This is a genomic window from Mesorhizobium sp. WSM3873, assembly GCF_001672445.1.
Lineage (GTDB): Bacteria > Pseudomonadota > Alphaproteobacteria > Rhizobiales > Rhizobiaceae > Mesorhizobium.
Map to the genome: position 1 here is coordinate 39,461 of NZ_LYTM01000026.1, position 12,554 is coordinate 52,014.

A 12,554-nucleotide genomic window follows, 5' to 3' on the forward strand; every position below is an offset into this window, starting at 1 on the left:
GTCCGGGGTTTTGGCTACCCACTTCCGGACCACCTCGGCCCGGCGGTGCGTCACCACTTCACCCCGAAGCAAGATGGCTGCCGGGCCGTTCTACAGCCTCCAGGCCCGTGAGCGCGGCAGGGTTCTAGCCGAGGCCATAGCCCTGGCTATGTAAGTTGCCCGCCATTCGAGAGTGCAGAACGAAAAGAGACCAAGAGCGTGGTGACCACCCTATAAGCCGCCGAGGAGAAAGCCGGCTCTGGTGCCCAGCCGAGTTGAGGCTTCCGACATTCATCTGAAACCTTATGAACGGCCCCGCGTTTGCTTCTCACGATTTCGTTACCGCGGAGGTAAGATGCAAGGTGTGAAGCGGTCGCGCTGGACGGACACCTACGACCCAGACGAGTTCGCGGCAAAGCACGGTTTGACAACCAGGCAGGCCGAAATTGTCATTCAGAGCAATGGTCCATCCAAGCGCAAATGCGACTTGGCAGCCGCGGCATTTAGGGCCGCGCTTAGATATTGCCGCCACTCGCGAGAAAAAGGTGCGAGAAGATCTCCTCTAAGGTCGGGAAGCAATGAGGCGCCTCAGGGTTGAAGGTATGTCGGGTGGAGCCGTGTGAGAGGGGCGGCGCTCTTTCAACGCCGGCTGTTGAGATACCGCCGCTCGCGAGAAGGGGGCGTCGGGTAAAGTCCGCCGTGTGTCGACAGGCTTTGGAGAGAACCACAACATTTGTTATTTTATGCGGGTTGAATCAATGACATGTTGAGCCAGGGCCGATCGCAACGCAGTTTGCTGACTCTATGGCCCCCTGTCCTCCGACGACCGTCGACACACCCAGGTCCCCCGCCCCGCTCGGCGGTCGTCTTCTTGTTCCAGAGCAATGCAACAAATGTGAGCAACGACGCACCAGCGCTGCTCAGGGCCGGAACCTTTCCGTGTGCCAGACGATCTTGCCGTCGACCTTCATGGGCTTGTGGATCACAAGCTTCCTCGGCAGATGCTCGGGGTGAACCTCGACGAGCGTCACCTTGATCTCCGGCTTGCAGCGGCTGCAGTCGAACCTCAGGCGGAAGGGATTGGCGCCCCCGCCGTAGACCATCATGAGGTCAGCCGACCGGCAGTAGCGCACGTTCCCGCAGGCGCACTCCAGCTTCAAAAGCATGTTGTGCCGGGTCGCCTTGCCCAGCGTGTCGATCATCTCATGCGCCATGAGAACAGAAAAAGAACAAAAAACTTGAACGTCAAGCGGGCATATGAAATCTTTTCGTCATGAGCGACGAGCCGACACGCCCTGGTGAGCCTGTGCAAACGCGCGAGCGCGGGCCTCTCGGCCACGCCTGCGAGCACAAGGGTTGTGCGAAAGACGCGGGCTGGGGCTTTGCTCGCCCGAGGAAGCCATCTCACTGGTTTTGCTTTGAGCACCGTGGGGAGGGGGAACGCTACCTGTAGCAGAGGCACATCATGATACGTGAGACGATAGCAACCGACCTGGAAGAGGCAGCCGATCAGATTGCAGAGATCTCGAGAGCCGACCTTCAGGTGATGCTCCGCAGGGCCGCCCTAATGTTGAGGAATGTGACGGGGCTCGTCCATCCGAAGGTCGAGGAAGCGTTGGCAGGCCTGGCCGCCGCGGAAATGGGGCTATCCAAGCCGGAGCTGGTCAGAACGATCGTCGGTGAATGGCTGATGGCTAACGCCTACCTGCCGGTGCCCTACGCGCTGGACGACGAGAGTGCGGTCGAAGGTAACGCCTGACCCGCCCTCCAATCATCACCTCGGACGTTCACTCCTATCCGTTGGTTGCCCTCTAAGTCCCTTGCGGCATTCAACCGTAATGGAACTTCGGCTTTGGCTCGGTACCCTCGAATTCGACGCCTACGCGGTCATTCCTTCGCCATCGAACGACAGCTTTGTAAGCGATCTCGTCGACGGGAACGTAGAGCACAAAGCGTGCTGGAATCTGAATGTCTGCGGCCAACCTCAGTTCGGCTCCTTGGGAGTGCTGATTGCGTAGAGAACAACTGATTTCCGAGTTTTGGAAACCAGTGATAATCGTTGCGCCCTTCAACACGCGCGGGCGATGTTCTCGACGGGGACCGTCTGGAGGTGGGGATTCCATAGGCCTATAACGTGAACGGGCTTCCAGCGCTCCGTCCAGTCACAAATATGGGCAGGACGGGATGGCAAACAGAAAGACCCGGAAGCCGAAGCCTCCGGGCCGGATCCATGGAGTAATTTAGGTGACGCAGGTCACTCTAACTCGCGATCCGGTTCAAATGCACATCACACATTCGCGATTGCTAAAAAGCCCGGCCACCGAAGCAGCCGGGCCAAAAGAGAACCCCAACTTGGAGAGTTCAGGTGTGTGGCGTCATTGTATGCTGGAAGCTGGTTGTGCGCCACAAACGCGGGGTTGCCGCGCCCGGCGGGCGTCGAGTTTATCCCGGACAACGGCGGCGGCGCTGGCGTGAGGCTGCGGAAACCCTGGAGATAGGCACGTCTCTGAGAATTTCGCTCTCAATGACAGCCCTTGATCAGCACTTTAGCTCTCGCTAAGACGGCGATCGGGGTGAGCGAAGCGAGATGGCGGACTTCAGGAAAAACACATGCGCTGCATGCCAGGGAAGTGGCAGGGTATTCATGTGCAACAAATGGGAGCAGTCTACCGGCACGTGCTGCCCGGCCGGGACACATCGCCAGGGATGCTCTGGGGTGACGGTGACATGCAGCAGCTGCCATGGGTCTGGGATCCGAAACGCACGCCCTAGAAACCTCACACTCCTTTGCGGTGAAGGTCTTTCGGGCGGGTGTCAGGCGAATAGGCCAGCGTGATCCGCTTGCCGCCACAGACGGCGCATTTCATCTTCGGCTTGAGGTCCCACTCCATCGCCGGAGCATAGCGCCGAAGCGGTCGCGGAGCGCCGGCAGATCGAGCTTTTGATGACGATGGCAATCCAGGCAGCCGCCCGTGACATGCCAGCGTCGATAAGCTCTTGAGTCCAGCCATCATGCTGCGATGCAAGGCGAGCTCGGCCTTTTGGCTGGATTTCATTTTATTAGCAGATGCGCTCAAATAGAGAGCTTTGTCAGACAAAAGAGATTTCGCATGTCACTAGTGGACCTCACCGCCGACATCGTCTCCGCTTATGTTAGCAATAATCTCGTCTCGGTAACCGACTTGGCGGATTTGATCGCGTCGGTGTATTACTCGCTCACTGGCGCAGCCCTGCTGCCAAAGCAGGAGCCTGCCGTCGACCCGGAGCGCTCGATCTTCCCCGATCACATCATCTGCCTGGAGGACGGCAAGGAGTTCAAGTCGCTCAAGCGGCACCTGATGACCGATCACGGTCTTACACCAAAGCAGTATCGCGCGAAATGGAACCTGCCGGCAGACCATCCGATGGTGGCGCCGAACTATGCGGAGCGGCGATCGGCGTTGGCGAAGGGGTTTGGCTTTCAGCGGAAGGCTGCAGCTAAGCCGGCGAAGAAGGCAACCAAGCGGAGCGTGACGTAAAGGTCCTCAGCGCGGCGGGCAAGAGCCCGCTCGTGAGAGAAGGAGTGCGAGCGGGCTCCATGCTTTGCCTTTCAGGCGGCTCGGATAGAATGCCGGAACTACCCGTGCCGCCGAGGCCATATTCGCATCCCGTCGGGATGTTCCCAATTCAGACAGAAGTCGTAGAGAATGACGCTTTGGTCCCTGTCCCGAAACCTACATCCCACTGCATACATTTGATAGAGCCGGCGAACATGTGTCCCTTCGTTCGGCGGCATGAGAGAGTGGATAGATGCCCGTCATCCCGTTGCCTGGGGTGGCAGGCATCTGTTGAGTCTCAGCCGGCCGGCAGAAGCCAGGAGTTCAACGACGAGATCGGCAATGGTTCCTGAGTCGTCGGTGCTCACCTTTGGCAGATGTTCTGCCATCCATCGGTCCAGAAATTTCAAAGCCCGCGCGCTCATGCTGACCTCAAGCTGGGAGGCCACCTTATTTGGTTCCTTCCTCCAAGTCCTGCAGTGTCGCATGGCGTAGCGTGTGCTCGCCACGAAGGAACCTTACCCGGCCGGTGATGCCAGGCCTCAGCCATTCGACATCATCGGCGAAGGCGCTGGGGACAGGCTGGGAAGGCTTCGAGGCCCTAACCGCTTCGACGCGCTGCCACAGCCTTTCCCTGAGGCCGCTGGGCAGCGTTATGAACGCTGTGCCGGCATATCGGCCACCGCGCGCCACGATCGCCGCAGCGGGCTTCCCAGGCTCGCGTCTAATGCCGAGAAGCTCGAAGTCGCCGACATCCCAGCACTTGCACTTGACCCAGGAATCGACCTTCCCGCTTCGATAGAGGCTCTCGCGTCGTTCGAGACCATGCCCTCAAGGCCCATCTGCTCGACGGCCTCGAAGAACGCGACGCCGTTGCCCTCAACATGGTCGCTGTATTGAATGATGTCCCTGGCCGGCCGGATCAGGTTCCAGAGCTTGGCCTTGCGCTCGATCAGCGGCAGGGATCGGGGATCCTGGCCGTTCAGATGCAAGATATCGAAAGCAACGAAGGCGAGTTGTTCGGCATTCCACACCATCCGAGAATGCATCTGGTGAAAGTTCGGCCGGCCATCGGGATCGGGCGCGATCATCTCCCCATCGATGATAAACGATTCCGCCGGCAGCTTTTCTGCCGCGGTGACGATCGGCCAGTAGCGCTGAGACCAGTCATGCCCGTTTCGTGAGAATGCCCTAACACCTGCCCAATCGCGGACGAGCTGGGTGCGGAAGCCGTCATATTTGATCTCGTGCAGCCAGTCGTCGCTGACCGGCGGCGTCTCGACCTGGATAGGCTCAAGCGGCTTGATGAACATCAACCGCTCTCTGGCGTTACGCATGCACCCGAACTCTCCAAACGCGATTCAAGCCGTCCGCGGCCCATCGGTTCCGGGCATTTTAGCGAATTTGTATGTAGTATGCGTTATTCGCGGTCTACCCCGCCAAGCTTCCTTCGCGGTTCGCCAGGGGTTCGAAGATCACTCCGTAGACGCTTTCGACTTCCTCGTTGATCTCGGCGGCCGGGATGCCTTCTCGGTCGGCCGCTCCCATGAGCTGGTCGGCCAAGTCGCTCACTGCGACGGGATCATCAGTCATCGCGTTCGGCAGGTGCTCTGCCATCCATTTGTCGAGGAAATTTACACCCCGTGTGCTCATCAATGGAATAGGACGGCCGAGAGGACGGACATGCCAACCGACAGAGGCACGGCCACCAGCAAACAAGCTTCTAAGATGATTGTTTCTTTGTCACTGAACATGGAAAGGCAATGCTTTTCCGGGGCTTAAGTTCCGGAGCCTTCAGGCACGGACTATTTTTCGGCGCCTCGCCTCTGTTCCGCTTGGCGCCTGTCGATCGCGACCTGGAGCCGGATGGCTGCAAGCACGAGGGCGACCGGAATTGTGTCGGATTTGGCTTCTGGTTTCTGCATTCCGCCTATAACAAATGTTAGTGGCGGCCGGTTCCCCCGAAAATTGTGGAGCGAGCGGTTAACGCAACGGACGCTCGGGCAAGCGTCACGCTATCGGAACGGCGGAGCGATCAGCTATCTTCTCCTGCCGGTATCCACTCCAGCTCCGAAGGCGATATGCCTGCGCGCAGCTGGCTCAGCCGTAATTCATCGACCCAATAGACCTCGCCGTCGACCAGCACGCGAGCCTCGTAGGAGCCTCCGGAGAAACGCTGCGCCGTGATGTAGACCTTGTGGCGGTCGAGCGCCTTACGGACTGCGGCGCGCTTTAAATTCTGGCTGGTTATCGGACTGCTCATGAACGCCGAACTCTTGACGCCACTACAGGCGATTCAATTTGCCCGTGCTCGAATGGTTCCGGACATTCTAGGCGAGCCCGATGTCTCCCTTGCCCTTTGGCGTTAATTCGATGGGGTCGTCATCGCTTGGAGTGCGACGTCTGGATCCCCCCTCCCGCCACGATGCACGGATCAAATCGTCCGTGGCCAGATCGGCGCAGACTTGTTTTGCATCTTTCATTCGCAACATAAACGTTTCCATCATCTCGGGCCAAATCTGAGAAAAAGGCAAGGCTATGTCGTATGCCCGAAGTTTGGATAAGAGCCATTGCTGTGCATCAGCCCGAATACCCGGGAGTTGCCGTTCCACAGCTGGCACGTCCTTAAACCCTGCCAGCTTGAAAATATCTGTTTGCCCGGTTCTTTCTGTCTCGATCGATTGGCGCGCTTCGATCCGCCGAAGTCCGTGGTCCTTTAAGGCCGCGAACTCGACCTCTCTATAGGTCTCCAGGCCTTTCGAATTCCTGGTTCCGTATGCGATGCAGAAGAACGTTCGCTCTGCCAGTTTTTCGATCGGCGTCAACAGCACATGCTGAAACCCACCAGACTTTCGAAATTCCTCTGAAAACAGAGCTTGGATTGCCACCTCTCTAGCTAGGCGAGCGTCTAGTCTCTCTTTCCAGTTCGCACCTAGTATCCCATCGAAGGACGCAATGATTTTTGCGTCGTCCCAAGCGGTGAACCGGTTCACGTGATCGAACATAAAATTCAACAGCACCTCTCCCGGTCGGTGCTGCATGATTGGCTTGACCTTGCCGAACTCGTACCCCGTCCAACCAGTAGGATCTATGAAAGTGAGCGCAAACGACGGACCGACCACCTTCATTATGAGGTCGACGGCATCTTCAAACCGGCCACAAAAACTGTGGACGTGAAAGTTGTTTGACGGGTCGTGGTGCGCCTTCACCGCGCGGTCTAGTTCTGCAAAGGCTGCCCGATCCGCTTCAACAAAGAAGCATTGAATGGTTTTGGACTTGCCTTGCCGCTTCATCTGAAGCTGGGCGTCTTTCAACATTTGAATGGCTATCATGAAAGATGTATCTGAATAGTCCGTGGTGCGGGTCTCCCAGGGGCCAGAGAACCCGTCCACATAAGTCAATGTCGGATATCCTCCGAGCAGCACCTTAAACGCCAGAGACTGTAAGTATTTTCGCAGGATGAAATGCTTCGCAGCAGTCTGTTCACGGCCAAAATATATGTCTTGCACTTGAGATTCCCCGCAACCAGCGCGTCAGGCAGAAGTCGACTCGCCGGGAAACATTAGTGCCTAATGACCAATCCGGTCTAGAGAGACGTCTTGACACCCACAATCAAAGGGCGAGAGAGGGCCCGATTGGCATTTCATCGTAGGTCCGCCCGTTGAGGGTCCGTCCGGTCGCTTTTTTATTGCGGCCGCCCCACTGCTTGAAGAAGAACGCGGTTCCGCTCCTTCGGCACATGGCTTCGATCTCGTCGACCCACCGTGGGTCCATATCTCGCGCGCCAGGTCCGGATTCACCCCCAACGATTGCCCAATCGATATTCGAAAGATTGGCACCTGCCACTGAACCTATCAGCGGCTCGAGTGACACGAAGCGGATGGCCGCAGGGGCACGTCGCAAATCGTCGAGACGATCGAGCACGCGGCTATCCTCAACACTGGTCCCGAGCCACACGTTTGAGAGCACCGGGAAGTCTCCTCGCGACAGGATTTCTGCCATCACCTCTGGTCGCTTCGTAAGGATTTGATAGGTGTGCCGGGGCGTTTGCTCCATCACCGCCCAGACCTGCCGGATGAAGTCCGGGGGCACATCAATATGGAACAGATCTGACATAGAATTCACAAACACCCGGCGCGGCTTTGACCAGGCTGCGGGTATAGCGAGTGACTTCGGGTCGATTACCACCTTGCCGGTCCACTTCGCACGGCCCCCGCTTTTGCGAGTGAGGCCATGGTATTTCTCCATTCCCATGGCTTCCAGCCGAGCGGCCATTCTCATGGCGTAGCAATTCGTGCAGCCTGCGGTAAGGATCGTACACCCGGCGACCGGGTTCCAAGTGGCGTCCGTCCATTCGATCGTGGTGTCAGCCATATGAAGTCCTCCTCGGCGGTCCTGCGCGGCATGATTGCGCACAATAGCTGATAAAAACCTTCAGATGAATCCCAGCCGGCGCGGCGAGCCGAGAGCGCAAAAAAGAACCCACCGGCCGAAGCCGATGGGGAGACTGGAAGTGATGTGCAGGGAATTACAGGGTGAGCGCCTGTGCGATCTGCAGGTAGAGCAGCACCCCGAGAGCCCCGGCCAAGAGGAAAATCAGACCGGTCAGAACTTCGGAAGCGGTGCGCGGCAGCCTCACAGCTTGGATCCCTTCAACTGGTCGATGATCTGCGTCAATGCCAGTAACAACCCCGCAACCGTAAGAATGATCCACATCGATGTGGAGCCCAGCCAGCGCAACCGCGTCCAGAGCTTCACCACAGCGAATCCCGCTTGGAAGTGATCCTCGTCCATATCGAGGAAATCATCGAGCCGGTCCCGCTGTTCGGGCTTCAGGCGGCCGGCCCAGATGAGGGCCTCGCGCTGCTTGCTGTCGAGGCGATCGAGCCAGAGGATCGTTTCCGGGTCGAGTTCGCGAAGGCGCTGGGGGAACCCTCCGCTCATTTCACGAGCGCCTGGATGGTATCGCCCTTGGCGTGGTTGAGGCGAACGCAGTCCCCGAGACGGCGGCGATCTTCCGCGTGCAGCCGGGCTTCCTCCTCCGTCGAGACGAAGCGATGGGGGATATCGACCACGCCGACGCAATCCTGCATCACGCTTGGATCGACGTGTGCCGTCGGCTTGGTCACCAGGCTATCGACCGATGGCGTCGAGGCGCTCTGACACCCCTGCAGAGATGCCATCAGGCTTGCAGCCAGAAGGATTGGTCGAAACGGGCGGTGCATTGTCTTGGTCCTTCTGCGCGCGCACCAGCTGGCCGATGCGGCCGGCGTCGCTATGCTGCCTGTCGATGTAGGCTTGTGCCGCGGCATCGATGTCCTGCTGCCGCGTCTTGTTGTCGGCCGCTTGAGCGATGGCGGCGAGCTTGATCTTCTCCTGCCACAGCGCGTCCTCCGCCTTTTGGCCGGCGGCATATTGTCGATCGACGCGGCCGTCGACCAAGCCGGCCAGGGCCGGCCCGACATAGGGGATGTCGCGGACCGGGCCGAGCGGCAGGCCCTCGTAAAAGAGGATGATGCCGCCGGCCAGGACCAGCGGCAGGCCGATACGGCTGGTGCAGAAATTCCAGACCGGGCCGAGGAGGGCCAGAACCGGTGCGAGGAAAGCGAGCATCATCGGCTTGCGCCAATCATGCAGAGCGCCTTCTCACGCTGGCGCCGTTCGAACAGGCCGCGCAGCACGCGCTTGCCGGCTCTATCGAACCAGGTGAGCGCATCGCAGCCGCCGGCGACATCACCAGCGTTGAGGCGGCGCGTTGCGGTGCTCTTTCCCGCGCCGGCGGGACCGACGTTTAAGGCAAGCGACGTGTAGGCCGCGTCCCGTGTCGCCGGCAGGCGAATGTCGATTGTCGACGGCGTGAAATAGCGGTGCAGGCCGGTGCGATGCTGGGCCACCTCGATCTTGAGAAGGTCGAGGCACTCCTGGTCGGTCAGCACCATGTTGGCGCGGACGTCGCGTGTCGAGCCGTAGCAAATCGTCCAGATACCGACGGCATCACGGTAAGCGCGGTTGCTCTTGCCCTCTTCCTTAGCGATGAACGGCACCGCGATCGCCAGCGTCTGCGCCTCGGTCGCCGGACCATCTGGAAGGCTTGCGGCGCTGGACGGCCATGCGAGCAGAAGCGCCAGCGCAAAGACGATTGCCGCGACGGCGGCGATGCGCAGCCATTCCTTCCACGGGGAAATTCCCTGCTGGAAGACTCGGCCGATGATGCCGGCAAGCAGAAGGCCGACAGCGAGCCACCATGCGATGTTCGGATCATAGTCCTGGCCGGTCCAGCCGTACCAAAGCTCAGGCACGATGAGCACGGCGAGGCCGAAAACCTGCATCCAGAAGCTCAGAGACAAAAGCACCACGCGACGCACGTCAGGGACGAGACGCATTACAGTTCCTTTCGGAAAGAGGGGATGGTCGAGCCCGACGGTGGGCGGCCGTCAGAGCAGCGCGGCGGCCGTGAAGAACGCGTCGATCTGGGCCGACGTGTAGCCGAGCGCGGCGAAGCCGGATTCCATCATCGGCTCGTTGCGCACGAAGCTTCCACTGTATTCGAAGGCGTCTTGCACCTCGACAGGCTGCGTTCCGATCCAGGCGATGACCTGGGCGCGCAAACCGGCAACGCTTAGCTGGAGGTGGAATTGCCGAGCCGACACGCTTTCCGGCACAACGGCAGGCGGTGCCGGGGGAGCGCTGAACACGCCATTGCTATAGGTGCCGCCGATATACCCCGGCTCCGCGAGCGGGACGATGGTGAACCCGTCGAGTGTGAAGGTCGGGTCGCCCTCGATGAGGTTCACGACTTCGGTGCCTTGGATGACTGCCAGTTGCATGAATGCGATCCTTATTTGAACTCGAGTATGAGAACGACGCCGGGCGCGCCAGCGCCGCCAGCGCCAGCGCTGTACGAACCGCCGCCGCCGCCAGCGCCGTATGCCTGCGCGGCCGCGCCGGCATTGTGGCTGTTAGCGGTCTGGCCGCCCGCGCCACCGCCGCCCCAAAAGCTGGCGCCGCCCTCGCCGCCTTGGGAGTTGCCGGTCGCATTGGTGCCGGAGCCGCCGTCGCCGCCAGCAATATTCATGTAGCCGTTGGCTGCCGTGCCGCCCCGGCCGCCGATGTTCTGAGAGGCTGCGGCAGAGCCGCCGTTCGCCGTAACAGTGCCGAATGCGGATGATCCACCTGCGGCGCCGGCAGCGCCGCCCGAGCCAATTGTAACGGTCTGTGCCGAGACACCGTTCATGAAGAAGATGGCCGTGCCACCAGCGCCGCCGCCGCTTTCACTGCCGCTGCCCGTGCCGGTCGTGCCACCCGCGCCGCCGCCAGTGACGAAGACGAGTGCGCGACTTGCGCCTGCGGTCGGCATATAGGTGCCCGAGGCAGTCTTTACCTGGACGTTGACAAGCGTCCCGGCCGCGGCGGCTGCTGCAGCGGCCGCCGCAAATGCCGTGGTGGCGATCTGCGCGCTGCTCGTGCCGGCCCCTGCAGTCGGCGCGGTGGGCACGCCGCTGAGTGCCGGGCTCACCAGCGTCTTGTTGGAGAGCGACTGCGCCGAAGTTAGGTCAGCGGTGATCGTAGTGTCGATCGAGAACTGCGTGCCCGCCAGGATAAGGCCATTGCCGGCCGTGTATGAACCGACGCCCGCCGTCTGGGCGAACGTGATCGGGTCGGTACCAATGACCGGGTTTTCCTTGGCATTCTGCGTCCAGGTCGTGGCGCCCTGCGTCGCTCCACCCGTCACGAACGTCTGGTCGCCAAGATCGATGTCGGCAGAGAGATTGTAGTAGGTCGCACGCGTCAGGACGAAAGGCGCGCCCGCGCTACCGGTCGCCGTGACCGTATAGATGCCGTTCTGGAACGACGAGGCCTGGTTCTTGACCAGGATCACGTCGTTGAGGTTCGCGGCTACGCCATCGACCGTCAAGGCACCGTTGGCAGAAGCGGTGAGCGTGGCACCGACGCCGGATGCTCCATTGGCATAGGTGACCGCCGGAAGCGCGGTGGTCGTGGCCAGCCTGGTCGCCGGCAGCGTCGTGGTGGCGAATATCGCTGCCTGCACATAGGCCGTCGTGGCCAACTTGGTCGAGTTGTCGCCGGGCGTCTGCGTGACGGCGGTCGAGGCCGAGCCAAGGGCGACGGTCGGGTTCGTGGCGAAGACAAGCGGACCGCTGCCGGTCTCGTCGACCATCGCCGCGGCGAGCTGGGCGCTCGTGCCGCCGGCAAGAAAGGCCAGCATGTTCGCGGCAAGGCCCGAGACGTCGCCGATCGCCGGCTGAGCGAACGTCGGGTTGCCGCTGGTGTCGACTCCGGTCCCGAACTGATGGGGTGGAGCCGCCGCAGATTTCACGCCACCGAGGGCCACGGGCTGCGGCGTGGGTAGGTCAGCCCCGATCAGCGCTCGGAATGCGGGCACTCCGCTTCCGAAGGCTGGAGTAGCCAGAATGAGGTTGGGGAACTGCGAAGCGAGCGAGATCCCGCTGTCCGCGAGGGCAGTGCCGCCGATCGTGGAGAAAACTGGAATATCGCCCACCACGGAGGTCGAAGGCCCAACGATGGTGCCGTTGGCGATCGGTCCGATTGTTTTCCCGCCGATCTGGAAGAAGAGCCCAAAGATGGTCATCCAGATCTGGCCATCGACCGGCACTCCCGGGGCAGCGCCAGGAGGGATGCTGAATCCCGCGCCGTTGGACGTAGAGGCCTGGGTGTTGAGCGGCCCTTGCATCGTGTCGCCGCCCCGGTTCACGGGGGTATAGCCGAGCGCGTCCTGCTTCTGCGAGAACAGATAGCTCCACTGGCCAGCGGTCAGGACATTGCCGTAGCTGAAGGGATTCATTTGTCCCAATCCGAATGTGTGTGAGTGGTTGGCTTACGCGAGGGCGGCGATGCCGCGATCAGTCGAATTCGAAGATGACGACCACACCGTTGCCGCCGGCCCCGCCGGAGCCGCCGCCGTCGCCACCACCACCGCCGCCGCCGAGAGAGCCCGGACCGCCGGGCACCTGGACACCGGTCGAAGGAGTTGCGCCGCCGTAGCCGCCGCCGCCCCAG

General features: G+C 60.8%; 16 protein-coding genes. 2 read left to right on the forward strand and 14 right to left on the reverse strand.

Features of this window, described 5'->3' with window-relative positions; translation table 11 throughout:
• Window positions 1–899: 899 nt before the first annotated feature.
• Window positions 900–1,181: a hypothetical protein gene (locus A9K71_RS18050; protein ID WP_245299669.1), complete on the reverse strand. Its 282-nt coding sequence runs from the start codon at window positions 1,179–1,181 to the stop codon at window positions 900–902.
• Window positions 1,182–1,444: 263 nt separating this feature from the next.
• Between A9K71_RS18050 and A9K71_RS18055 the strand changes: the two genes are divergently transcribed.
• On the forward strand, window positions 1,445–1,738 hold the full coding sequence (locus tag A9K71_RS18055) for a hypothetical protein (RefSeq protein WP_066998638.1): 294 nt from the start codon (window positions 1,445–1,447) through the stop codon (window positions 1,736–1,738).
• Between the two features lie 70 nt (window positions 1,739–1,808).
• Here A9K71_RS18055 and A9K71_RS30595 read toward each other — a convergent pair whose 3' ends face one another.
• A complete protein-coding gene (locus A9K71_RS30595; protein WP_082980581.1) occupies window positions 1,809–2,102 on the reverse strand; it encodes a PilZ domain-containing protein in 294 nt (97 codons plus the stop codon).
• Window positions 2,103–2,756: 654 nt separating this feature from the next.
• The gene (locus A9K71_RS31615) at window positions 2,757–3,077 is read right to left on the reverse strand and encodes a hypothetical protein (RefSeq protein ID WP_143749654.1); all 321 of its coding nucleotides are present in this window, start codon (window positions 3,075–3,077) and stop codon (window positions 2,757–2,759) included.
• 12 nt (window positions 3,078–3,089) lie between these two features.
• Between A9K71_RS31615 and A9K71_RS18065 the strand changes: the two genes are divergently transcribed.
• Complete coding sequence (locus tag A9K71_RS18065; RefSeq protein ID WP_066998642.1) at window positions 3,090–3,497, forward strand: MucR family transcriptional regulator; 408 nt, start codon at window positions 3,090–3,092, stop codon at window positions 3,495–3,497.
• A gap of 671 nt (window positions 3,498–4,168) precedes the next feature.
• On the opposite strand, the gene A9K71_RS18070 is transcribed toward A9K71_RS18065, so the two are convergent.
• From A9K71_RS18070 to A9K71_RS18120, 11 genes are all read right to left on the reverse strand, one after another.
• Complete coding sequence (locus tag A9K71_RS18070; RefSeq protein ID WP_245299670.1) at window positions 4,169–4,852, reverse strand: DNA ligase; 684 nt, start codon at window positions 4,850–4,852, stop codon at window positions 4,169–4,171.
• Window positions 4,853–4,946: 94 nt separating this feature from the next.
• Window positions 4,947–5,132 (reverse strand): hypothetical protein, encoded by a 186-nt coding sequence (locus A9K71_RS18075; protein WP_245299671.1) that lies wholly within the window; start codon window positions 5,130–5,132, stop codon window positions 4,947–4,949.
• 418 nt (window positions 5,133–5,550) lie between these two features.
• On the reverse strand, window positions 5,551–5,778 hold the full coding sequence (locus tag A9K71_RS18080; protein ID WP_066998646.1) for a hypothetical protein: 228 nt from the start codon (window positions 5,776–5,778) through the stop codon (window positions 5,551–5,553).
• Between the two features lie 67 nt (window positions 5,779–5,845).
• The gene (tcmP, locus tag A9K71_RS18085) at window positions 5,846–7,024 is read right to left on the reverse strand and encodes a three-Cys-motif partner protein TcmP (protein ID WP_066998648.1); all 1,179 of its coding nucleotides are present in this window, start codon (window positions 7,022–7,024) and stop codon (window positions 5,846–5,848) included.
• A gap of 103 nt (window positions 7,025–7,127) precedes the next feature.
• On the reverse strand, window positions 7,128–7,889 hold the full coding sequence (locus A9K71_RS18090) for a DUF5131 family protein (protein ID WP_066998650.1): 762 nt from the start codon (window positions 7,887–7,889) through the stop codon (window positions 7,128–7,130).
• Between the two features lie 261 nt (window positions 7,890–8,150).
• Complete coding sequence (locus tag A9K71_RS18095; protein ID WP_066998652.1) at window positions 8,151–8,459, reverse strand: hypothetical protein; 309 nt, start codon at window positions 8,457–8,459, stop codon at window positions 8,151–8,153.
• Complete coding sequence (locus A9K71_RS18100) at window positions 8,456–8,644, reverse strand: hypothetical protein (protein WP_066998654.1); 189 nt, start codon at window positions 8,642–8,644, stop codon at window positions 8,456–8,458. The genes A9K71_RS18095 and A9K71_RS18100 overlap by 4 nt, the downstream gene beginning before the upstream one ends.
• Window positions 8,645–8,648: 4 nt before the next feature.
• On the reverse strand, window positions 8,649–9,131 hold the full coding sequence (locus tag A9K71_RS18105; protein WP_066998657.1) for a hypothetical protein: 483 nt from the start codon (window positions 9,129–9,131) through the stop codon (window positions 8,649–8,651).
• Window positions 9,128–9,898: a lysozyme gene (locus A9K71_RS30610; protein WP_082980583.1), complete on the reverse strand. Its 771-nt coding sequence runs from the start codon at window positions 9,896–9,898 to the stop codon at window positions 9,128–9,130. The genes A9K71_RS18105 and A9K71_RS30610 overlap by 4 nt, the downstream gene beginning before the upstream one ends.
• A 51-nt stretch (window positions 9,899–9,949) precedes the next feature.
• Window positions 9,950–10,342 carry a hypothetical protein gene (locus A9K71_RS18115; protein WP_245299672.1) on the reverse strand — a complete coding sequence of 131 codons (393 nt, stop codon included), beginning with the start codon at window positions 10,340–10,342 and terminating at the stop codon, window positions 9,950–9,952.
• Window positions 10,343–10,353: 11 nt separating this feature from the next.
• Entirely contained in the window at window positions 10,354–12,339 is a 1,986-nt protein-coding gene (locus A9K71_RS18120) for a hypothetical protein (RefSeq protein ID WP_066998660.1), read from the reverse strand.
• Between the last annotated feature and the right edge of the window lie 215 nt (window positions 12,340–12,554).